Source organism: Elioraea sp. (genome assembly GCF_022842375.1).
In the GTDB taxonomy this organism is placed as follows: Bacteria; Pseudomonadota; Alphaproteobacteria; order Acetobacterales; family Acetobacteraceae; genus Elioraea_A.
The window spans coordinates 44,633-65,073 of record NZ_JALHPR010000027.1; the positions used below are offsets into that span (position 1 = coordinate 44,633).

The 20,441-nt window shown below is 70.4% G+C and carries 27 protein-coding genes, 1 tRNA gene and 1 riboswitch; of the genes, 13 read left to right on the top strand and 15 right to left on the bottom strand.

What is annotated here, in order from left to right; translation table 11 throughout:
- Nucleotides 1–19 precede the first annotated feature (19 nt).
- From Q0C38_RS18780 to Q0C38_RS18790, 3 genes are all read left to right on the top strand, one after another.
- Complete coding sequence (locus Q0C38_RS18780) at nucleotides 20–655, top strand: redoxin domain-containing protein (RefSeq protein ID WP_291298657.1); 636 nt, start codon at nucleotides 20–22, stop codon at nucleotides 653–655.
- A 204-nt stretch (nucleotides 656–859) separates the two neighbouring features.
- On the top strand, nucleotides 860–1,762 hold the full coding sequence (locus tag Q0C38_RS18785) for a hypothetical protein (protein ID WP_291298658.1): 903 nt from the start codon (nucleotides 860–862) through the stop codon (nucleotides 1,760–1,762).
- A gap of 32 nt (nucleotides 1,763–1,794) precedes the next feature.
- Entirely contained in the window at nucleotides 1,795–2,793 is a 999-nt protein-coding gene (locus tag Q0C38_RS18790) for a hypothetical protein (protein WP_291298659.1), read from the top strand.
- 48 nt (nucleotides 2,794–2,841) lie between these two features.
- On the opposite strand, the gene Q0C38_RS18795 is transcribed toward Q0C38_RS18790, so the two are convergent.
- Nucleotides 2,842–3,678: an aldo/keto reductase gene (locus Q0C38_RS18795; RefSeq protein ID WP_291298660.1), complete on the bottom strand. Its 837-nt coding sequence runs from the start codon at nucleotides 3,676–3,678 to the stop codon at nucleotides 2,842–2,844.
- Between the two features lie 66 nt (nucleotides 3,679–3,744).
- On the opposite strand from Q0C38_RS18795, the gene Q0C38_RS18800 reads away from it, so the two are divergent.
- The 7 genes from Q0C38_RS18800 (at nucleotide 3,745) to Q0C38_RS18830 (ending at nucleotide 8,142) form a co-directional block, all read left to right on the top strand.
- A complete protein-coding gene (locus Q0C38_RS18800; RefSeq protein WP_291298661.1) occupies nucleotides 3,745–4,416 on the top strand; it encodes a hypothetical protein in 672 nt (223 codons plus the stop codon).
- On the top strand, nucleotides 4,416–5,906 hold the full coding sequence (locus tag Q0C38_RS18805) for a cryptochrome/deoxyribodipyrimidine photo-lyase family protein (protein ID WP_291298662.1): 1,491 nt from the start codon (nucleotides 4,416–4,418) through the stop codon (nucleotides 5,904–5,906). The genes Q0C38_RS18800 and Q0C38_RS18805 overlap by 1 nt, the downstream gene beginning before the upstream one ends.
- Nucleotides 5,903–6,169: a DUF3253 domain-containing protein gene (locus tag Q0C38_RS18810; protein ID WP_291298663.1), complete on the top strand. Its 267-nt coding sequence runs from the start codon at nucleotides 5,903–5,905 to the stop codon at nucleotides 6,167–6,169. The genes Q0C38_RS18805 and Q0C38_RS18810 overlap by 4 nt, the downstream gene beginning before the upstream one ends.
- A 105-nt stretch (nucleotides 6,170–6,274) precedes the next feature.
- Nucleotides 6,275–6,772, top strand: coding sequence for a hypothetical protein (locus Q0C38_RS18815; protein WP_291298664.1), 498 nt, complete (start codon nucleotides 6,275–6,277; stop codon nucleotides 6,770–6,772).
- Between the two features lie 2 nt (nucleotides 6,773–6,774).
- A complete protein-coding gene (locus Q0C38_RS18820; protein ID WP_291298665.1) occupies nucleotides 6,775–7,272 on the top strand; it encodes a hypothetical protein in 498 nt (165 codons plus the stop codon).
- A 42-nt stretch (nucleotides 7,273–7,314) separates the two neighbouring features.
- Nucleotides 7,315–7,704 carry a RidA family protein gene (locus Q0C38_RS18825; protein WP_291298666.1) on the top strand — a complete coding sequence of 130 codons (390 nt, stop codon included), beginning with the start codon at nucleotides 7,315–7,317 and terminating at the stop codon, nucleotides 7,702–7,704.
- Between the two features lie 222 nt (nucleotides 7,705–7,926).
- Nucleotides 7,927–8,142 carry a hypothetical protein gene (locus Q0C38_RS18830; protein WP_291298667.1) on the top strand — a complete coding sequence of 72 codons (216 nt, stop codon included), beginning with the start codon at nucleotides 7,927–7,929 and terminating at the stop codon, nucleotides 8,140–8,142.
- 20 nt (nucleotides 8,143–8,162) lie between these two features.
- Here Q0C38_RS18830 and folE read toward each other — a convergent pair whose 3' ends face one another.
- The 9 genes from folE to Q0C38_RS18875 form a co-directional block, all read right to left on the bottom strand.
- The gene (gene folE / locus Q0C38_RS18835; RefSeq protein ID WP_291298668.1) at nucleotides 8,163–8,810 is read right to left on the bottom strand and encodes a GTP cyclohydrolase I FolE; all 648 of its coding nucleotides are present in this window, start codon (nucleotides 8,808–8,810) and stop codon (nucleotides 8,163–8,165) included.
- 215 nt (nucleotides 8,811–9,025) lie between these two features.
- A complete protein-coding gene (gene apaG, locus Q0C38_RS18840) occupies nucleotides 9,026–9,436 on the bottom strand; it encodes a Co2+/Mg2+ efflux protein ApaG (RefSeq protein ID WP_291298669.1) in 411 nt (136 codons plus the stop codon).
- Between the two features lie 61 nt (nucleotides 9,437–9,497).
- Entirely contained in the window at nucleotides 9,498–10,115 is a 618-nt protein-coding gene (locus Q0C38_RS18845) for a LysE family translocator (RefSeq protein WP_291298670.1), read from the bottom strand.
- 30 nt (nucleotides 10,116–10,145) lie between these two features.
- Nucleotides 10,146–11,354, bottom strand: a complete 1,209-nt coding sequence (gene metZ / locus Q0C38_RS18850) for an O-succinylhomoserine sulfhydrylase (protein WP_291298671.1) — start codon at nucleotides 11,352–11,354, stop codon at nucleotides 10,146–10,148.
- A 48-nt stretch (nucleotides 11,355–11,402) separates the two neighbouring features.
- Nucleotides 11,403–11,481: riboswitch (SAM riboswitch) on the bottom strand.
- A gap of 155 nt (nucleotides 11,482–11,636) precedes the next feature.
- A complete protein-coding gene (locus Q0C38_RS18855) occupies nucleotides 11,637–11,936 on the bottom strand; it encodes a hypothetical protein (protein ID WP_291298672.1) in 300 nt (99 codons plus the stop codon).
- Nucleotides 11,933–12,286 carry a hypothetical protein gene (locus Q0C38_RS18860; RefSeq protein ID WP_291298673.1) on the bottom strand — a complete coding sequence of 118 codons (354 nt, stop codon included), beginning with the start codon at nucleotides 12,284–12,286 and terminating at the stop codon, nucleotides 11,933–11,935. Before Q0C38_RS18860 ends, Q0C38_RS18855 begins: the two co-directional genes overlap by 4 nt.
- Before the next feature lie 53 nt (nucleotides 12,287–12,339).
- Entirely contained in the window at nucleotides 12,340–13,215 is an 876-nt protein-coding gene (locus Q0C38_RS18865) for a hypothetical protein (RefSeq protein ID WP_291298674.1), read from the bottom strand.
- A gap of 28 nt (nucleotides 13,216–13,243) precedes the next feature.
- Nucleotides 13,244–13,450 (bottom strand): hypothetical protein, encoded by a 207-nt coding sequence (locus tag Q0C38_RS18870; RefSeq protein ID WP_291298675.1) that lies wholly within the window; start codon nucleotides 13,448–13,450, stop codon nucleotides 13,244–13,246.
- Nucleotides 13,447–14,265, bottom strand: a complete 819-nt coding sequence (locus Q0C38_RS18875) for a S8 family serine peptidase (protein ID WP_291298676.1) — start codon at nucleotides 14,263–14,265, stop codon at nucleotides 13,447–13,449. Before Q0C38_RS18875 ends, Q0C38_RS18870 begins: the two co-directional genes overlap by 4 nt.
- 297 nt (nucleotides 14,266–14,562) lie before the next feature.
- Here Q0C38_RS18875 and Q0C38_RS18880 point away from each other — a divergent pair.
- Nucleotides 14,563–14,636 (top strand) — tRNA-Gly (locus tag Q0C38_RS18880).
- 4 nt (nucleotides 14,637–14,640) lie between these two features.
- Here the strand turns inward: Q0C38_RS18880 and Q0C38_RS18885 are convergent.
- On the bottom strand, nucleotides 14,641–15,300 hold the full coding sequence (locus tag Q0C38_RS18885) for a TetR/AcrR family transcriptional regulator (RefSeq protein WP_291298677.1): 660 nt from the start codon (nucleotides 15,298–15,300) through the stop codon (nucleotides 14,641–14,643).
- A 142-nt stretch (nucleotides 15,301–15,442) separates the two neighbouring features.
- Between Q0C38_RS18885 and Q0C38_RS18890 the strand changes: the two genes are divergently transcribed.
- Complete coding sequence (locus Q0C38_RS18890) at nucleotides 15,443–15,715, top strand: hypothetical protein (protein WP_291298678.1); 273 nt, start codon at nucleotides 15,443–15,445, stop codon at nucleotides 15,713–15,715.
- On the opposite strand, the gene Q0C38_RS18895 is transcribed toward Q0C38_RS18890, so the two are convergent.
- Genes Q0C38_RS18895 through Q0C38_RS18905 form a run of 3 tightly spaced genes read right to left on the bottom strand, consistent with a single transcriptional unit; the run spans nucleotide 15,702 to nucleotide 18,406 of the window.
- Entirely contained in the window at nucleotides 15,702–16,679 is a 978-nt protein-coding gene (locus Q0C38_RS18895; protein ID WP_291298679.1) for a tripartite tricarboxylate transporter substrate binding protein, read from the bottom strand. The genes Q0C38_RS18890 and Q0C38_RS18895 overlap by 14 nt on opposite strands.
- Nucleotides 16,679–17,629, bottom strand: coding sequence for a tripartite tricarboxylate transporter substrate binding protein (locus Q0C38_RS18900; RefSeq protein WP_291298680.1), 951 nt, complete (start codon nucleotides 17,627–17,629; stop codon nucleotides 16,679–16,681). Before Q0C38_RS18900 ends, Q0C38_RS18895 begins: the two co-directional genes overlap by 1 nt.
- Nucleotides 17,630–17,677: 48 nt before the next feature.
- On the bottom strand, nucleotides 17,678–18,406 hold the full coding sequence (locus Q0C38_RS18905; protein ID WP_291298681.1) for a GntR family transcriptional regulator: 729 nt from the start codon (nucleotides 18,404–18,406) through the stop codon (nucleotides 17,678–17,680).
- Nucleotides 18,407–18,494: 88 nt separating this feature from the next.
- Here Q0C38_RS18905 and Q0C38_RS18910 point away from each other — a divergent pair, with 88 nt between their 5' ends.
- Nucleotides 18,495–19,661 carry a mandelate racemase/muconate lactonizing enzyme family protein gene (locus Q0C38_RS18910; protein WP_291298682.1) on the top strand — a complete coding sequence of 389 codons (1,167 nt, stop codon included), beginning with the start codon at nucleotides 18,495–18,497 and terminating at the stop codon, nucleotides 19,659–19,661.
- Between the two features lie 25 nt (nucleotides 19,662–19,686).
- On the opposite strand, the gene Q0C38_RS18915 is transcribed toward Q0C38_RS18910, so the two are convergent.
- A partial coding sequence (locus Q0C38_RS18915; protein WP_291298683.1) for a GntR family transcriptional regulator occupies nucleotides 19,687–20,441 on the bottom strand: 755 nt, incomplete at its 5' end.

The window sequence follows — 20,441 nt, forward strand, 5'->3', positions numbered from 1 at the left end:
CATCCGAGGAGTGACGACCATGCGCCTTCTGACACGACGCGCGACGCTGGCCGCCTGCCTCGCGCTTGCCGCAGCGCCGCGCGCAGGCTTTGCCGCCTCTGGTTCTGGCCCCGCCATCGGCGCGGCGGCCCCTGACTTCGCCCTGCCTGACCAGGACGGCACCCTCCGCCGCCTCTCCGAGTTCCGCGGCAAGACGGTCGTGCTGGAGTGGACGAACCATGACTGCCCGTTCGTGCGGAAGCACTACAACAGCGGCAACATGCAGGCGCTGCAGACGCTTGCGAAGGAGCGCGGCATCGTGTGGCTCTCGATGGCCTCCTCGCCCGAGGGCGAGCAGGGCTTCGTGACCGGCGGCCAGGCCCGCGAACTCACGGAGAGCCGGAAAGCCAACCCGACGGCCGTCCTGCTCGACCCCCGCTCGGTCGCCTCGCGCGCCTACAACGCGACGGTGACGCCGCACATGTTCGTCATCGATGGCCAGGGCATGCTTCGCTACATGGGCGCGATCGACAGTGTCCGCTCCTCGCGCGTCGAGGACGTGGCGCGTGCCGAGCCATGGCTCCGTGATGCGATGATCGCCGTTGCCGAGGGCCGCACCCCTGCCCAGGCCGTGACGCAGCCCTATGGGTGCGTGGTGAAGTACTACGGCGCCTGAAACGATCTCTCCGAGGCCGGTCCCGCGAGGGGCTCAGGCTGTTTGCCTGCAAGGGCGGCGGGGGTAACCCTGCCGCCCTTTGCCGTTGTTGCCGCCGGATCATTCCGCGCCTGCAAAACATTGCACTTGCAAAACAGATATCGCGAGACTATCCTGCGATCGTGACGGTCAGACCGGGCCGCCCCTAGAGGGCCGAGATCCGAGATGTTCGCGTTGCCAAAGTCCCTGTCGCCTCTCCGCTGCGCGCTCTGGTTCCTGCTCGCACTTGCGGCATGCGGCCCCTCCATCCCGCGGGAGCAGGTGAGCCGTGCCAACGCCGCGTACGATGCGGTCGCGGAACGGAGCGATGCGATGCTCGCCACCCTCTCGGTGGCGGAACGCCGGACCTACATGCGCACGCTTGTCGCCACCGGTGCGGCGCGCGAGGGCGATATCGTGGTGCCCACGGTGTTCGACCCGACGAACGCCGCCTATTTCTCCTCCGTCGGCGATCCGGTCCTCACCGCCTCGCTGCGCCGCGGCATGGGGCTCGTCGGTGACTACTTCAAGCTTCTCGTCATCCTGGCCGAGGGCAGGAACGTCGATGAGGCGAAGGGACAGATCAACACGCTCTCGGCCTCCGTCGCCGGGCTGATCACGGTGGCCACGGGCGGCGCGGCCCTGCCGCTCGCCGCTCTCGCCAGGCAGCTCGGGCCCCTGCTCGACCGGTGGGGCCAGGCACAGAACGCCGAGGAGCTGCGCCGCCTCGTGCTCGAAGGCGAGCCGATCGTGCGCGAGCAGATCAAGGTGATGCAGGCGGCATCCACCACCGTCTACGAAACCTTGACGCGCGAGCCGATGCGTGCGGCGCGCACGACGCTTGCCGACAACGATGCCGCGCGGCGTGGTGCGTTCGTCCAGATGGCCGAGGCGCAGGTGCTGGTGGCCGACTATGTCGTGCTGCTCGACAAGCTCGCCGACACGCTGACGGCGCTCGCTGCCGCGGTGCGCAGCCCAGGCTCGCCGCCCGCACTCGCCTCGCTCTCGGCGTCTGCCGACAGCGCCCTGATCCAGGCCCGCGCCGCCGCGGGCGCCATCGCGATCCTCAAGGCGGGGAGGGCACCATGAGCGGAGAGGATGCACGCAGGACCCTGAACGCGATGAGCGAGGCCCTCGTCGCGCAGCGGAAGGCAGCTACCGACCCCGCGGTCCGTCAGGAGCTCGCCCAGCAGATCGTGGCGATCGAGGACCAGCTCGACGCGCTCGCGGTGCTGAACGCGCAAGCGACGGCGCAGGCGATCAGTGCCGCGAGCATGCGGCTCGAGGCGCTGCTGGCCACCGCGCGGGTGAACCCGTTCGATCCGCTGATCCAGAAGGCGTTCAAGGGCGCGGCCGACAGGGTGGTGCAGCGAGCGGATGCGGCGAGCAAGGCATTTGCCGTGGAGGAGTTCGAGGCAGTGGAGCCGGAAGCCGCGCCCGCCCCCGCACTGCCCGAGGCAACGCCTGCTCCCGCCGCGCCCGCCCCTGCTGCGCCACCGCAAGCCGCGGCGCCGCCGGTTCCTGGCGATGACGGGCTGCCGCCCATCGCCAGGGGCAACACGCTCGCGCAGTTGGCGGAGGACTACACGCTCTGCTGGGCAGCGTGCCGCATCCGCCCGGAAAAGCGGGCGGATGTGGAGAAGGCAGCCGACAGCATGCTCCGGGGCCGCAAGCGCTACGAGGTGGTGAGCGCGCGGAGCGGTACCGTGCCGTGGCAGGTGATCGGCATCATGCACGGGCTCGAATGCGGCTACAGCTTCTTCAAGCACCTGCACAACGGTGACAGCCTCGCCGGCCCGACGACGCGCGTGCCGCCCGGCCGCCCGCCGGGCTGGAACGGCACGGGAAGCTGGGAGGACAGCGCCGTCGATGCCGTGCGGTTGAAGTTCAAGGGCATCACCGCGTGGTCGTTGCCTCAGACGCTCCTCGCCCTCGAGAGCTTCAATGGCTTCGGTTATCGCCCGAGGGGGGTGCGCTCGCCGTATCTCTGGAGCTTCTCGAACCTCTACACCAAGGGCCGGTTCGTGGCCGACCATGTGTATGACCCTGAGAGCGTGTCGAAGCAGGTCGGCTCCGCGCTGGTGCTCAAGGTGCTCGAGGAAAGGGGACTCTGGCCCTAGCGCTGTGCGCGTAGCGCTCTGGTCCTGGCGCTTTGGCCGTAGCCCGGCTCAGATCATCGCCAGCGGCCGCTTCCGCTGGGGCGGCGGGAAGGCAGCGTCGATCGCGGCGAGGTCCTCCGCGGTCAGGGTGAGCGACGCTGCCGCCGCGTTCTCGCGCACATGCGCGGGCGTCGAGGCCTTGGGGATGGCGATCAGACCAGGGTGCCGCATCGCCCAGGCGATCGCGACCTGGGCTGGCGCCGCCCCGTGCCGCTCCGCCACGCTTCGCAGGGCGGCGCTGCGCAGGAGCCGCCCGCCCTGGCCGATCGGCGAATAGGCCATCACCGGCATCTTCCGCGCGGCACACCAGGGCAGCAGGTCGAACTCGATGCCCCGCGCCTCGGGGTTGTAGAGCACCTGGTTGGTGGCGCAGCCGCGCCCGGCCTTGAAGCCTGTGAGCTCCTCCATGTCCTCGGTGTCGAGGTTGGACACGCCCCAGCGGAGGATCTTGCCGGCATCGACCAGGTCCTCGAACCCCGCCACCGTCTCCTCGAGCGGCACGCCGCCGCGCCAGTGCAGGAGGTAGAGGTCGATCCTGTCGGTGCGCAAACGGCCGAGCGAGCGTTCGGCGGCGGCAGCGACCCCGCGGCGAGAGGCGTTGTGGGGGTAGACCTTCGAGACGAGGAACACGGTGTCGCGCTGGCCGTCGATCGCGTCGGCCACGACCTCCTCGGCGCCGCCCTCGGCGTACATCTCGGCCGTGTCGATCAGGGTGAGGCCGAGCGAGATGCCGAGCCGGAGCGCATCGGCCTCGGCGCGGCGGGCCTGCCGTTCCTCGCCCATCTTCCACGTGCCCTGGCCAAGGGCAGGCACCACCGTTCCATCAGGCAGGCTGACCCTGTGCATGCCATCCTCCGTCCGATCGCCTATATGGTGCGCGTAAGTCTCGCCTCGCGGGAAGGGTGGAGTGCCATGCGCGTGAACATTGTGCTCGGGGTCCTGGTGTCGGTGATGCTCGCAGGGGCCGGTGCCGCCCCTGGCCCCGCCTTCGGCCAGGCGAGGGTGGTCACCCCCGCGGTGAGCGAGGATCAGGTCGGCACCTGGGTGCTCACCTGCAAGGCGGACCCGATGACCGACCGCGGCGAGTGCGGTCTGCGCCACCGCCTCTGGCTTGAGATGCCCGACCTGCAGCGCGCCGGGGCGATCGGCGTCGCGCTCGAGGTCGTGCTGCGCGATGGCGCCGCGCTGCCGGCCGTCACCGCCCGCGGCCTCTCCCTGTCGGACCCACAGCGCGGCGCGCTCGCCGTCGGCGGTGCCGCCGAGATCCGCTTCGACGGCGAACCCTCCATGCTGCTCTCCTGCGTCCTCGACGGGCGCGATGCCGTATGCCTGCCGGGGAGTGAGGACGCCGGCCGCGCTGCCGCCGCACTGGTCGAGGCGCGGCGTGTGCTCGTTCGGCTGAAGGCGCCGGCGCGCGCCGTGACGGGCGGGGCACCGGACGACGTGCTCGCGCTTGACCTGTCAGAGACCGGCCGCGCCGTGGCACTGCTGCGCGAGCGTGCCGCCGGCCAGCCGCCGCGCCAGCCGCAGGGGACCTCGCCGTCGAGCTTTCTTGAGCAGCTGGAGCGGATGCTTCGCCGCTGATGGCTGCGCCGCTCTCCATCGTCTGGTTCAAGCGCGACCTCAGGCAATCCGACCACGCCGCGCTTGCGGACGCCGCCGCCGCCGGGCCGGTCCTGCCACTCTGGATCGTCGAGCCGTCAGCCTGGTCGGCACCGGAGGCCTCGGCGCGGCAGTTCCTGTTCCAGGCCGAGTGTGCGGCCGATCTTTCGGCGTCGCTTGCAGCACGCGGCCAGCCTCTCGTCGTGCGTGTCGGCGAGGCGGTGGAGGTGCTGCGATCGATCGCCGATGCGCACCCGGTCGCTGCCATCCACGCGCACCAGGAGAGCACGGGCGAGCGTGACTTCTCTCGTGACCGCGCCGTGCGCGCCTGGGCTCGCGCGGTGGGAATTGCCGTGCACGAGCCACGGCAGAACGGCGCGATCCGTGCGCTCGCCAGCCGTGACGGCTGGGCCGCGCGGTGGGAGCGGTTCACGCGTGCTGCCCTGGTAACGCCGCCTGCGACACTGACAGCTCTTGCGATCGATCCCGGAACGATCCCGGCACCCGTCGCACTCGGCCTCGCGCCCGATCATTGTCCGGGCCGGCAGCGCGGCGGCAGGCCGGCGGCTGACGTGCTGCTCCGAAGCTTCCTCACGCAGAGGGCGCTTCCCTATCGCCGTGCGATGTCCTCCCCCCTCGATGGGTGGAAGGCATGCTCACGCCTCTCACCCCATCTCGCGTGGGGAACGATCTCGGTGCGCGAGGCGGCGCAGGCCGCGCGCACGGCACGTGCTGGCGCGACGGGCCCGTTACGCGAGGGGATCGACAGCTTCCTGACACGGCTTGCCTGGCATTGCCACTTCATCCAGAAGATCGAGACCGATGCCGCGCTCGAGCGGCGCGCGCTGCACCCGGCCTATACTGGGCTGGAGGGCGCCGGCCCTGGCGATGCGGCGTTCGAGGCCTGGGCTGCCGGGCGCACCGGCTGGCCCTTCCTCGATGCCTGCATGCGCTGCCTCACCGAGACGGGCTGGCTCAACTTCCGCGCCCGCGCGATGCTCGTCTCGGCGGCCGCGATGCATCTCGGGCTTGACTGGCGCGGGGTCGGCCTGCATCTCGCGCGGCTGTTCACCGACTACGAGCCTGGCATCCACTGGAGCCAGGTGCAGATGCAATCCGGCGTGACGGGGGTGAACACGATCCGCATGTACAACCCCATCAAGCAGGGGCTCGACCAGGACCCGGACGGGGTGTTCGTTCGCCGCTGGATTCCCGAGCTCCGCTCCATCACGGGGGCTGGCGTTCACACGCCCTGGGCGCATGGCGGTGCCACAGGCTACCCACCGCCGATCGGCGACCATGAGGCGCTGGCGCGCGAGGCCCGCAGCCGCCTCTGGGGCGTTCGCCGCGGCCCTGCCTATCACCAGGCAGCCGATGCGATCCAGAAACGGCACGGCAGCCGCCGCAGCGGGCTGAAGCAGGTCCGCCAGCACACGCGGCCGGCCCAGCCAACGCTTCCGCTCACGGAATGAGTACCGATCGCGCGACGCTTGCCGACACCATCCTCCGCCTGTGTGCGGAGCGTGGGGCGGAGAAGAGCATCTGCCCCTCCGAGGTCGCGCGCGCGCTCGCGGGCAATGACGAGAAAATCTGGCGGCTTCTCATGCACCCGATCCGCGAGGCAGCGATGGCGCTCGCACGCGAGGGGCGCATCGCGGTCCTGCGGAAGGGCAAGCCCGTGCCGGTGGATGACCCGGTGCGCGGCGTCATCCGCCTCGCCCTGCCGCGCGGCTGAGTGATCACGTTCCAATAAAGCAACCATGTGGCGTGTGACATCCGTCACACGCTTGCAGGCACAGCGGGCCGTAGCCTTTCCCTGTATTAGGACGGGGGACGAACGATGCGCCGCGGCGCCGCGATGATCCTTTTAGCACTCGGCATTGGAAATGCGACGGCGGCGGAGCCTGCCGTCGTGCGCATGACCGGGGAGTTCGACTACGCGTTGCGCAACCGGATCGAGGATCGCGACGGGTTCTGGTTCGCAACCTACGAGATCAAGGGCCACGCCTTCCCCAATGACCGTTCGCTGCCCACGTTCACGCTCAGCTGCCTCGGCGCCGCCTGGGGTGCGGGAAGTGTCCTCGGCGGCGAGGAGGCGATGTGCCGCTTCGCCAATGGGCAGGCCGCGGCGCTCTTCGCCCGTGTCGTCTCCGCCGCGGGAACGGCAGGCGAGACGCAGCTTGGCTTCCAGCTCAGCGCCGGCCGCGGCCTGTTCGCCGGCTATGGCGGGACCGGCAGTGCCCTTCGCGCGATGGATTTCAGCGGCGAACGACCGACGGGCAAGGGCAGCATGGCGGTGCGCCTGGTGCTGGCCCCCTCGGTCGCGGAGGGAGAGTAGCCATGCGCGCGCTGGCCATCCTCGTTGCAGCCCTTGCCGCGCTGCCGGCCAGCGGCCGTGACCTGGGCACCATGCCGTTCAGCGGCGCGATGGCCATCGAGTGGATCGCCATCGAGCCTGGGGCTGACGGGGTGGTCACCGGCCGCTATCGCTTGCGCGGCGGCATCGATGGCGATGGCGCGCTCGGCGGGGAGGAAGCGCTGCTGTCGGGCTTCGATATCCGCTGCGTCGGCGTCATGCAGTTCGGCCAGGGCTTCCTGCTGTCGGATGAAGCGAGCTGCCGCGTCACTGACCGCTTCGGCGAGGGGCTCTGGCTCGACATCAGGAGTGGGGCCGACACCTGGGGCTGGCACAGGCTGACGCTCACCTTCGCAGACGGCACCGGGCCCTACGCCCGCGTGCGCGGCGAGGGGCAGGTGACGCGCGCGATGCACACCGACCCGGCCTCGCGTACTCCCTGGGGGATGTTCCACGGCGAGGTACGCTGGCGGCTCGACTGATCGGGCTGGCAGAGTGGCGGCGCAACCTCAGGAGCGCTGCCGATGCCCACCATCACCTTCGCCAACCCGCCCGGCATGCCCACCCCTGCCGCACGCTATTCGATGACGGCGGAGGTTGCCGGCCCGGCGCGCTGGGTGCTGATCAGCGGCCAGTTGCCGGTCGCGTCGGATGGCTCCGTTCCCGTCGACTATGGCGCGCAGGCCGACCTCGTGATCGCGCATGTCGCCGCGGCGCTGGCGCATCACGGCCTCGGCTGGGGCAACGTGGTGAAGCTCACTACCTACCTCACGACGCGTGCGGCGCGCGCGGCCTGGCAGGAGCGGCGCGATGCGCTGTTCCCCGGCACGCCGCCGGCGAGCACGCAGGTGCTGGTCGCCGGCCTCGCCGACGCGCGCTGCGCGATCGAGGTCGAGGCGATCGCGGTGGCATAGGCATTTGCGTATGGCCGGCGTATGCGCTGCGTCACTTCTGCGCGGGTCGCGAAGGACTATCTTGTGGTGGAGATGGAGGCCGCGGTGAGCGGCACCCGAGCCGGGGACGAAGGGCGCATGGCAGCAATGCCGGAACGCCGCGAAGCCCGGACACGAAGCGGAAACACACGCTCACCATGCTGGCTGTCGACAACGCCTGACCGGACCGTGAAGCACGCCATGATGCGACTGATCATCCCCTTCGTCTTCGCCTTCGTCGGTGCCGTCGCGCTGGTCGCGACGCACAGCTTCGAGGATGACCGCGCGACACACGGGAATGCGTTCATCGCACTGCTCGCCGCGTCCCATGCCGCCGCCACGGCACAAGGTCGGGCCGAGGATGGCGTGCAGGCAAGCAGGGCGGCTGCGGCCGTCGCGCAGCGCGCCCCCACTCGCTGAGGGCGAGGGTCCCGTCGGGATCAGGCTTCCGAGGCTGCCCTGGCGGTGGTGCCGCCCATGCTGATCATCGTCAGGAATTCCCGTCGCGTCGTCGCATCGTCGCGGAATGCGCCGAGCATGCGCGAGGTCACCATCGACACGCCGGGCTTGTGGATGCCGCGCGTCGTCATGCACTGGTGTGCCGCCTCGATCACCACGGCGACGCCCTTCGGCTGAAGCACCTCGTTGATCGTGTTGGCGATCTGCGCCGTCAGCTTCTCCTGGATCTGGAGGCGCTTGGCGTAGGTCTCGACGACGCGGGCGAGCTTGGAGATGCCGACGACGCGCTTGTGCGGCAGGTAGGCGACATGCACGCGGCCGATGATCGGCACGACATGGTGCTCGCAATGGCTCTCGAGCCTGATGTCGCGGAGCAGGACCATCTCGTCGTACCCGTCCGTCTCCTCGAAGGTGCGGGCGAGCATCTCCACCGGGTCGGTCTCGTAGCCGGAGAAGAACTCCTCGTAGGCGCGCACCACGCGGGCTGGCGTGTCGACGAGCCCCTCGCGGTCAGGGTCGTCGCCGGCCCAGAGCAGGAGCGTGCGCATCGCGGCCTCGGCTTCTGCGCGCGAGGGGCGGGGCTTTGAGACGGGGGCGTCGCCCACCGGCGCCGGGGCATGAATGTTCATCAGACGTGGTCCTTCCGGACTTTGGGGGTGGCGGGATAACCGTTCTTGTTGCCCGGGTCTGACGCCCGGGTCCGCACGCGCCGGGGCGGTGCAACGCACCACCCGCGACCATCCTCAACGCCAGGGAGATGATGGCATGACGAGAAGCGTCAAGCGATTGATCACGCGCGCGTGAGAATTCCGGCGCCGAGGTCCAGGCAACCCGGGCCGGCGCGTCAGTGAAGCCGCATCGCCTGGTGCGGGCTGTCGAGCGAGAAGGCGGGGATGGCGGCGTCGAAGGCCTCGCCGGTGCCCTGCACCACCATGTGGTAGGCGCCCTCCATGAAGCCCGACGGCGTCGGCAGGGGCGCGCCGGACGTGTACTCGAACGTTTCGCCAGGGGCGATCACGGGCTGTTCGCCCACCACGCCCGGCCCGTGCACCTTCTGCACGCGGCCCATCGCATCGGTGATCGACCATGAGCGGTGGGTGAGCTGAACCGCCACCGCGCCCTCGTTCGCGATCTCGACGCGGTAGGCCCAGACGAACCTTCCCTCGTCGGGCGCTGACTGCTCCTCGAGATAGAACGGGCGCACCGTGATGCGGATGCCGCGCGTCGTCAGGCTGTAGCCATCCTGCTGCCTCATCTCGCTGCCTTCGACGTCCCGCATCAATGCCGCCCTCTCGCCAATCCGCCAGCCAGCCTGCTCAACCCTGCCGCATGCCGGCCGTGGCCGCACCAGCGCCGATCAGCATCGCCCCGCCCGCACGGTTGAACCAGCGCCGTACGGCGGGCCGCCGCACCGTACCGGAAAGGCGCGAGGCGAGCAGGGCGTAGAGTGCGGCGTTCAGCCCGGCCATCGTCACGAATGTCGCCACCAGCACCACCGCCTGCGCCGGGAAGGGCGAGGCCGGGTCGATGAACAGCGGCACGAAGGCTATGAAGAAGGCGATCGACTTCGGGTTCAGGGCGGTGACGACGAAGCTCGCCCGCGCTGCCTTCAGCGGGTCGAGCGCCGGCGGGATCTCGCCCGCCTCAGGAACCTTCGCCCGCCATAGCGAGACGCCGAGCCAGACGAGATAGGCGGCACCCGCCCATTTCAGCACCGTGAAGGCGGTGGCCGAGGCGGCGAGGACGGCGCCGAGCCCGGCGAGCGACAGCGACATCGCCACAAGGTCGCCGGCAGCGACGCCGACCACGAGCGGCCACGCCCCGCCCCGCCCGGTGCCGATGGACTGTCCGATCACCAGCAGGATCGTCGGGCCCGGGATCGCGAGGATCACCGCTGCTGCGGCAACGAAGCCGATCCAGGTCTCGAAGGCCATCCGGCATCCTGCTGTCCTGACGATCGCGGATCATTCCGCGGCGCGTACGATCTCCGCAGCAATCAGGGCGCGGCCGAGGTCCTCCGTCAAGTCCACCACGTCCTCGAGGCCGACGGAAAGCCGCACCAGCCCATCGGTGATGCCGAGCAGCGCGCGCTCCGCCGCCCCGATGCGCATATGCGTCGTCGTCGCCGGGTGGGTGACGAGGGATTTCGAATCGCCGAGGTTGTTGCTCACCCTGATCAGGCGCAGCGCATCGAGCACGCGGAACGCCGCTGGCTTGCCCCCCGCGAGCTCGAACGCGACGATCGTGCCGCCCTGCGTCATCTGGCGCATCGCCAGCTCATGCTGCGGATGATCGGCACGCGCGGGATAAAGCACGCGGGCGACGCCGCGCTGGGCTGCCAGGAAGTCGGCCACCGTGGCGGCGGAGGCGCACATGGCGTTGACCCTGAGCGACAGCGTCTCGAGGCCCTTCAGCATCACCCAGGCATTGAACGGGCTCATCGCCGGGCCGGTGTTGCGGATGAAGGGCTGCAGCGTCCCCTCGATCCACGCCTTGGAGGACAGCACCGCGCCGCCGAGGCAGCGTCCCTGGCCGTCGATGTGCTTCGTCGCGGAATAGATCACCACGTCGGCGCCGAATTCGAGCGGGCGCTGCAGCAGCGGTGTCGCGAACACGTTGTCGACCATCACGGTCGCCCCCGCCTTGTGCGCCAGGTCGCACACCGCACGCAGGTCGACCACCTCGAGGCACGGGTTGGAGGGGCTTTCGAGCAGCACGGCATGGGTCGGTTTCGACAGGGCCTGTTCCCACGCGGCGAGGTCGCGGCCGTCGACGAACACGGTCTCGACGCCGAACTTGGGCAGCAGCGTCGAGACGATCCAGTGGCATGAGCCGAACAGCGCGCGCGAGGCGACGACGCGGTCTCCCGCCTTCAGGTGCGCGAGCATCGCGGCCGCGACGGCGGCCATGCCGGTGGCGGTGGCGCGACAGGCCTCGGCGCCTTCGATCGCGGCGAGGCGCTCCTCGAACATCGCGACGGTGGGGTTGCCGAAGCGGCTGTATTGGTAGTGGGTTTCCGTGCCGAGGAAGGTGGCCTCTGCCTGCGCGGCATCGTCATAGACGAAGCCTGAGGTGAGAAAGAGCGCCTCGGCCGTCTCGCCGTGCTGGCTGCGCGTCGTCCCGCCATGGATGGCGAGGGTGGCGGGGCGGTAGCGGGGAGTATCGTTCGACATCATCGGACCCTTTGCGACATGGGCCCGGCCACGGGGTCGCGACCCCCTGTGAGGGGGCCTGCAGCCTTTTAGCGCGTATGTTTTACCTCGCCGCAAGCCGGCCGGACAAATCGCGAGGGGTGCATGCACCACCGCAACGGATACGGGCAGGCGCCGGCCCGGTCAAGCGCCATGGGCCTGATTGCGCCGAACCTGGCCATCGCATCGGCCGCCGCCGTTATCGGCCGGCGCCGCCCGCACGGTTGGGCCCGTCGCCAGAGCCAGTTCGCGGCTGCGCAGCCGTCACCGTCTGGCGAGGCCCAGCATGGGCGCGCGGGCCAGGCCAGTGCCGCGCAGCCCCTCGACCCAGCTGTAACAATTCCCCTCGCCGTCGCGCGGGCAGCAGGACACGATGTCGCCTCCCGGTGCCCAGGTGCGACAGCAGCACTCCTTCATGCCGCAGGCGCAGCCATACCATGTGGGCTTGGCGGCGAGGGCGGCAACGACCGAGGGCGCCATGCCCGGCACATGCGCGCCAGTCCGGTAGGCGCCGCCTGGTCCGAGCGACGAGGCGGCGGTGAAGCCGGGCAGCCGGGCGGTCACAGGAACATGCTCCGGCCGCGCCGCGGGCGGGTGCGGCAGCTGCGTTCCACGGTGTCGCAGTCCGCCGTGACGCACAGCCGCGTGCCGTCGATGCACGGCCCGCAGCTCGGCTTGCACGTGGGCTCGCCTGGACCGCCGGGTGCGTCGCCGCCGCCCTCCATGCAGTCGAACTTGCACAACATGTTGCTGACTGGATTCGTCTCGGTCACGTCACAGTCGGCCATGCAGAAGCCGATCGGGCGCAGCTGCGCGACAACGGCCGCCGATGCCGATCCGCGGGGCGTGCCGCGATAGGCAGCCCGGGTGACATAGTGCGAGTGCGCAGCGGTGAAGCCTGGCAGTGCGGTCATGGTCTCCTCCTCTCTCACCCCAGCCTTGTTCTCGCTCTTCCGTCCTCCGCGCCCTACCGGTCGAAGGTCGGCGTGAGCCTGCTCACGAGGAACGGGAACTCCTCGGTCACGTCCACGCGCACGAAGGCCTTCTCGGTCACGTCCGTCGCGCGATCCGTATAGGCAAAGACAACCTCGACGATCCGCCGGGTTCCCGCGAGCGTCGACGGCCGTACGTCGACGGCCGTGAGCGCGGCGTTGCGCGCATAGGCTTCGGCGGTGCGGGCGTAGATCGCCGGATAGCGCATCGCGAGATAGTTCAGCGCACGATGCTCATCGGTCGCGCCCGCATTGTCGGTCAATTGCAGGATGCGATCGAGCACCTCCCCTGCCACCGGCTGGAACTGCGCAACCGTGGTCTTCTCCGGCCGGGGAATCGCCTTGATGAGCGCATCGCGCGCGAAGCTGTATATCTGGTCGAAGGCAAGGATCGGCAGCATCAGCCCGTTGCAGGCCTCGGGTCCCGCGACCGGGCCGCGAATGCCGATCACCGCGTCGAGGTCACCGGGGTCGGGCGCAGGGCGGATCGTCTCGATCAGGAGGTCGAGATCGGCCGGATCGCGCGGCTGCAGCAGGTATGTCTCGATGCCTTGCACGCGCATCACCCAGCACATCTGCCGCGCGAGGTAGCGATTCTGGCGGGCGGACAGCACGGCGTGGAAGGTCTGCTGGTCGGTCTGGCCGGCGGCGTCCGTGCGTCCGGCGGCCTGGGCAAACTCCTTCTCGGCGGCAAGCGTTGGGAACCGCGCCTCGATCCGGCCGATGGCATAGGCATAACCGAGCCACGCCTCACCTGCCGCACCGCTGCAGGCGGGGCATGGCGCCTCCGCTTCGGCGGCGATGATCATGGGCCCTGGCGGCTCGCCTTGTCGGATGGTCTCGGCCTCCATGGTCAGCCTCCTCCCTGCTTGGTGGGCCTCAGGGTTTGCGGCCCATGAGCACGACCCACCGGTTCATCGCGGCCGCGCGGCGCGAGCAGTCGCCACAGGGGCGCACCCGCATCGCCCGCGCGACGTGCGAGACGGCATCGCCAAGGCCGATCTCCTGCTCCGTCACGAAGCGCGGGAGGCGAACCTGGAATGGCTTTCTGTCACGCGGCGTGCGGTCCGTTGCCATTGCGGTCATTCCCTCATCGCGCGCCATGCCGCCTCTGCATCAAGCAGCGGCGGAACGATCGACCGGCGTGGGCCGATGCGCGTGATCGCGGCCCGGAGGAGCCGGGCCGAGGCGCGCGGGTACTCCGACCAGAGCAGCGCGATGGCGCCGGCGACGAAGGGAGCGGCAGCGCTCGATCCCGCCATCGTGACAGCGCCGCCGCCTGGCTCGAGGCTGATGATGCCCTCTCCCGGCGCGGCGAGGCCGCGGCTGCCGATCGAGGCGCCGAGCGTTGACTCGGCCATCGGCCGTCCCGATCCATCGCAGCCAATGACGGGAATGACATCAGGGTGTGTCGTGATCGCGCTGCCGCCGACGGTTGCCTGGTTGCCGGCCGCCGCGACGATGAGCGTTCCCTTCCGCGCGGCGTGATCAAGTGCGGCGACGAGGCTGCGCAGTTCACGCCCGCTCGCAGCGACGAGCGCTGCACTGACATTGATGACGCGCGCACCCGCGGAGACGCACGCGGAGACCGCCTGTGCGAGGGCATCAGGCGTGGCGCTTGGTGTTCCCCCGGATGCGTCGTCATCCTCGCGGAACAGAGGGTGGAGCATCAGCGTGCAGCCGGGTGCGATGGCCGGTGCCGCGGACCCCCGCCGTCCCGCCAGAATGCCGGCGACGAAGGTTCCGTGCCGGCACGCCGCGCTTGCCGGTGAGTGGCACCTTGTCGGCGAGGGCTGCGGCTGCTGGGCCTTGTGCAGATGCGCGAGATCGGGGTGGGACGTTTCAACCGGGCCGTCGATGAGCGCGATGGCGATTTCGGGCCGCCCGAGCGTGCGGGCCATCAGCGGCATCAGGCGAACCACGTCCAACGGCTTCATTGGCCACCGGCGCCCGTCCTGAACGGATCAGCCAGTCAGTATCGGTCGATCCATGACGTTATGCAATAGGAACGATATCATTCCGTCGTGGCGGCCGTCGCGCGATGCCGCTGGGAAGCTGCGAGCATCCACGGCGCTCGGTGCCTCGATGCAGCGCCGCTCTGGGCGCCGGGTGGGTGCCCCCCGTCCAGAAGGCTTTGGCGGGAAGCCGGTCATGCCGCCTTGCAGGGCGGCACGGCCAGCCCGTATAACCCCGGCAGCGCGGGTGTAGTTCAATGGTAGAACGGCAGCTTCCCAAGCTGCATACGAGGGTTCGATTCCCTTCACCCGCTCCAGCCTTCAGCGCGTCCTGCCGGCCCGCGGGCGTTCCATGTCCGGCGCGAGGAGCAGGCTGCGCAGCACGGAGGTGACCCGCTCCGCGCACGCCTCAGGCGTCGCCGTGCCGAACACCGCCCCGCGCAAGCCCATCGTGTAGCACCACCAGATGGCGTCGACCGCGTCCTCGACAGGGATGGGCTTGATCTCGCCCGCCGCGACGCCCTCGCGCACGAGCCCGCGCAGCATCTCCATGAACGGCGCACGCTCGGCGAGGTTCTGTCGCTCCGTCTCCGGCGGCCAACTCCAGGAGAGCGCCATCATCGCGCCGAACAGGCGGATGCGGCCCGTGTCCATCGTGGCCGAGACGGCGATGACGCGGGCGAGGCGCGCGAACGGCGTGCCGGGCCCGCGCCCCGCATCCTCGAGCGCCTGCCACTGCGGCATGTTGTGGCGCTGCACCACCGCGTAGAGCAGGCCCGCCTTGCCGAGGAAATAGGTGTTGATCAGCGACGGGACGACGCCGGCGCGGGCGGCGATCTCGCTCACGCTGACGTTGTCGTAGCCATGCTCGCTGAACCACGCCTCGGCGGCGTCGATCAGCCGCTGCTTGGTGTCCTCGCGCTTCAGCGTCCGGCTCGTCTCGGTGCGCTTCGCCCTGCGTGTGCGCGGCGGAATCGCCATCGCGTGGCCCTCCTGGTGGCGGCACATCGCAGGATCGCAGCATGGGAGATCGGTTTCAAGTAATGAGTTCGTTGACACCATTCGATCAATACGTTCTACGTATGACAACGTCGTCCCGGGGGCGGCACGGATGGAGGGACCGATGCACAGCGAGATCAATCGTGGCCTCACGGCCATCGGATCGAACACCGAGGCCCTGTTGTGCCAGGCGCTGACAGCCGAGCTGCGCCGCCTCGCGGTCGACCCAGAGGCGTGCGGCAACACGCTTGCCTGGCTGCTCGCCCAGCTCCTCCCAGACCAGCGCCTCGACCTCGATGACGTGGTCGGCCGGATCGGCGGCGCCCTCGTCGGCCCGGGTCCGACCGCCCTCTGGGACTATGGCAGGGCCGCGCGCCGCGGCGTCAGTCGAGCCTGAGGCCGAGCTCCGTCACGATCGGCCGCCAACGCGCCAGTTCCTCCCGGATCAGGCGCGCCATGGTCGCCCGGTCCTGGAAATGCCCGATCGTTCCCTGCGCGGTGAAGGCGGCCTGCACGTCGGGGTGCTGCACCGCGTGGCGGAGCGATGCTTCCAGCCTGTCCATCACCGCGGGCGGCGTGCGCGCCGGGGCGACGAAGCCCTGCCAGCCATCGACGATCAGGTTGGGCATGCCCTGCTCGATCCCTGTCGGCAGGTCGGGCAGCAGGGTGTGGCGCTGGCGCCCGAGGAAGGCGAGGGCCTTCACCCGGCCGGCTTCCATCATCGCCTTGCTGACGTTCACGCCGTCGATCATCAGCTGGATACGGCCGCCGAGCATGTCCTGCAACGCCGGCGCGCTGCCGCGATAGGGCACGTGCACGATGTCGAGCCCAGCCTGGCGCGTGAACAGCTCGTAGCCGAGGTGGGTGATGCTGCCCTGCCCGCCGGAGCCGAAATTCAGCTGCCCCGGCCGTGCCTTGGCGTAGGCGACGAGCTCCTGCAGGCTCGCCACCGGCATCTCCGAAGGCACGGTGACGATGAGCCCGCCGAGCGTGACGGTGCCGAGCGCCTCGAAATCCGTCAGCACGTCGAACGGCAGGTTCCGGTAGAGTAACGGATTGACGGCGATGACGCTGTTGTTGACATGGCAGATCGTGTAGCCGTCGCCGACGGTGCGCGCGACATGCTCGAGTGCCAGGTTGCCGTTGGCACCGCCGCGATTCTCCACCACCACGGGCTGCCCCAGCACGTCGGGCATGCGCTGGGCCAACGGGCGGCCCACCTGGTCGGACCCCCCGCCTGGCGGGAAGCCGATCACCATGCGCACCGGCCGCGTCGGGAAGCCTTGCGCTCGCACGATCGCGGGGCGGGCAAGCCCTGCCCCGGCGATGGTTGCGGCAGCGATGAGCGTACGGCGGCGCATCATGCCCCCACCTTCGCTTGTGCCGTGCGGAGAGCCTGCGCCGTCTCTGCGATCGCGGCGGTGAGCGCATCGCCCGCAAGCGCATCGGCGATGTAGCCGTCCGACGCCGCCTTCTCCTGGTAGGGGGGCGAGAGAACAGCCTCGCGGAGGAAGGCGATCAGCCCGTCGCGCATCGCGGGGGAGAGGCCGGACGGTGCGTTGATGAAGGTCATCTGCGTCATTCGTCCCCAGGGGTGCGGGCGAAGCCCGGCCTCGGCCACCGTCGGCACGTCGGGCAGCTGCGCCACGCGATCATCCTCCACCACCGCGACGACACGCAGCGCACCGGCCCTGATCTGGCCGAACACGTCGTTCGGCTTCACGATGGCGAGGTCGAGATGCCCGCCCATCAGCTCCTGCGCCACGCGCGAGGCGCCGGGATAGCCGACATAGGTGAACTCGCCGCCGATCTGGTCGGCCAGGCCGGCCAGGCGGAGATGGCCGATCGTGCCGCGCGGGCCGGCTGCGCCCATCGAGGGGCCCGGCCCCGGCTTCATCGCCGCGATCACGTCGCCCATCGTGGAAAAGCGCGAGGCCTTGCCGGTGACGATGACAAGCGGGTCGACCGCGACGCGGACGAGTGGCGTGAACTGCTCGAACCGCAGCGGGATCTCGTTGGAGACGATCTGCCCGATCAGGCCGGACGAGCCCATGCCGATCGTCCGCCCATCGGGGCGCGACTGCGCGAGCCGGCTCATCCCCACCATCGAGCCGCCCCCCGTGAGGTTCTCGACGACGAGCTTCAGGCCCTTCGCCTCGAACAGCGGCTGCAGCCGGCGCGCGAGCAGGTCTGTCGCGCCGCCGGCGGCAAAGGGAACGATCACACGGATTTCCGCCGGCAGCGTCTCGGCCCGCGCCGGGTGCCAGGCCGCGGCGACGGCAAGGCCGGCGATCACGGAACGTCGAAGCATCATTCTCCTCCCACCATGGTGGCGCGGCTTGGCGCCGCTGCCTGTCGTTCAGCGCGTCGTGTCGTCATCCATCGCGGCGAGCATGTCGTCGCGCGCGGCCTGGATGTGCCGGTCATGCAGCGCGCCGGCCTCTGCCGCATCGCCGCGGGCGAGTGCTGCGATCAGAGCGTCATGGTCGCGCAGCACGGTGGCGAGCCGCCCGCGCCGGTAGCCGTAGCGGATGCGCAGCGCACCGATCAGGTCGCTGTGCAGGTCAAGCACGCGGATCGCCTCGTCGTTGCCGGTGGCGGTCTCGATGGTGCGGTGGAAGCCGCGGTTGAGGCGCACGACGCCGCCGATGTCCCCACCCGCCTGGGCGCGGCGCATCTGCGATTGGACCTCGCGGAGGCGTGCGATGCCCTCAGCCCCGATGAGCCCAGCCGCCTGGCGGGTGAGGTGGCCCTCGAGCGCCTCGCGGATGGCGAAGATGTTGCGCACGAAGTGCTGGTCCATCCGCCGCACGGTGGCGCCGCGGTTGGGCTGGAGCACCACGAGTCCCTCGCCCTGGAGCTGCTGCAGCGCCTCGCGCACGGGCATGTGCGAGAGGCCGAGGCGGGAGGCGAGGTCCTGGATCTTGAGCCTGGTGCCGGGGGGAATGCGGCCCGCGACGATCTCGGCGCGCAGGTGCTCGTGCACCCGCTGGTAGACGGTGCTGCCGAAGGGCAGCCCCGGGGACTCACCATGCTGGGCGGAATCATCGTCGCGCGGCTCGGTGGCCTGGGGGCGGATCAGCGACATGGTTGCTCCTTGTCGGCAGGCAGCATTGCGAGGATCATATCGGGAGTCAACACGCGCGTATCGTTTTGATCAAAAGTGAAGGGGCGTCATGAAGGTCACAGGACTGCGCTGCTGGCGCACCGCGTTCCCCGCGATGAAGGAGGGCGTGGCGCACGGCGTTCTCCCCATCCTCGTCGAGACCGATGAAGGCATCAGCGGCGCGGGTGAGATCGGCCTCGCCTACGGTGCCGGCGGGCGGGCGGCAGCCTCGCTCGTGCTGGAGCTCGGCCGCGCCATGGTGCTCGGCGCCGATCCGTTCCGCACGGAATGGCTGCACGACAAGCTTCGCCGCGACAGCTTCTGGGGCCACGTTCCCGGCCCCATCCTGGGTGCTGCGATCAGCGCGATCGACCAGGCGCTCTGGGACATCAAGGGCAAGGCGCTCGGACAGCCCGTGCACGTGCTCCTCGGCGGCGCCTGCCGCGAGCGGCTGCGCGTCTACTGCAACGGCTGGTACCGCGGCCTCGGCGCGCCGGAAGCGTACGCGGAGGCTGCGCGGAAGGTGCAGGCGCGCGGCTTCACGGCGCTGAAGTTCGACCCGATGAAGCTCGATGCCACCGGCCGCTCATGCCACGTCACCCGCCACCTCGAGCGGTGGTACGAGGACCTTGCCGTCGCGCGCGTCGAGGCGGTGCGCGCGGCCGTCGGCCCTGCGATGGACGTCATCGTCGAACTGCACGGCAACATGTGGCCGATGGACAGCATCCGCTTCGGCCGGCGCATCGCCCACACCCAGCCCTTCTTCATGGAGGAGGTGGCCGACGCCGAGGATGCGACGGCCGCGCGCGAGGTCGGGCTCGCCACCGGCATCGCCATCGCGGGGGGGGAGCGGCTCGCCACCCTTGGCGATTTCCGCCGGCATTTCGAGGCGAGGGCCTTCTCCGTCGCGCAGCCCGATCTCGGCATCGCCGGCGGGTTCACTGGCGTGCGTGCCATCGCCTCGCTCGCCGCCGCGCACGGCGTCTACGTCCAGCCGCATAACTGCGGCGGCCCGATCGCGACCGCGGCGTGCGTGAACCTTGCCTTCGCAACCCCGAACCTGCTGATCCAGGAGATCTTCCCCGACTGGCCCGAGGATGACCGCCTCGACATGGTCGACGCGCCGTTCGAGCGGATGGTGAGCGACGGCACCGTGCCGCTGCCGACGCGCCCCGGCCTCGGCGTGACGCTGAGCGAGGCCTATCTCGCGCGCTGCGAAGCGCTCGGCGCCGTCTGACCCGCGATCGCGAGCCCCCGCCGCGTCACACCGCGTCGGCGTCCGGCAGCGCCTGGAGGTAGGCGAGCGGCGCCGGCTCCGGCGCGCGCCTGACCTGCTCGAGCCGCGCGATCGCACGGTCGTGCGAGACCTCGAGATGCCGCTTCAGCGCCTCGGCCGCCGCGGCCACGCGCCCCCCCTCCAGCGCCGTGAGCACCGCCAGGTGCTCCGGCAGGAAGGGCTCCGACGGGAACAGACGCGGCACCCAGCCGTAGAGGAAGCTGTGCGCGACGAGCAGCGACTGGTGCAGCCGCACCGCCTCCATCAGCACCGCGTTCGGGCAATGCCCGAGCAGCGACACGTGGAGGTCGGCCTCGAGCGCATCGAGAGCGGCGCCGTCGAGTGCCTCGGCCTGCGCCATCGCCGCCTCGACGCGGCCGCGGAGCATGGCCGCGAAGCCGCGCTCCACCTGCGGCGCCGCCAGGGCAAGGGCGGCGGGTTCGAGCAGCGCGCGCACGGCATAGAGCTCGCCCACATGGGCTGCGGTGAGCGCCGGCGCGATCCAGCGCGCGCGCGCATCGCGGCGGATCAGCCCGCGCTCGTGCAGCCGCGCGATCACCTCGCGCGCGACCGTGCGGCTCACCCCGTAGTGGCGGGCAAGGTCGCTCTCGACCACGCGCCAGTCGGCGAAGGCGGTGCGCGCGACGATCGCCCGCTCGACCTCCGCATGCACGCGCTCCCAGCTCGCCGCCGGCGCGAGCGGGTCGAGCGCGAGGTCGGCCAGCGCGGAACGCGCCGGCG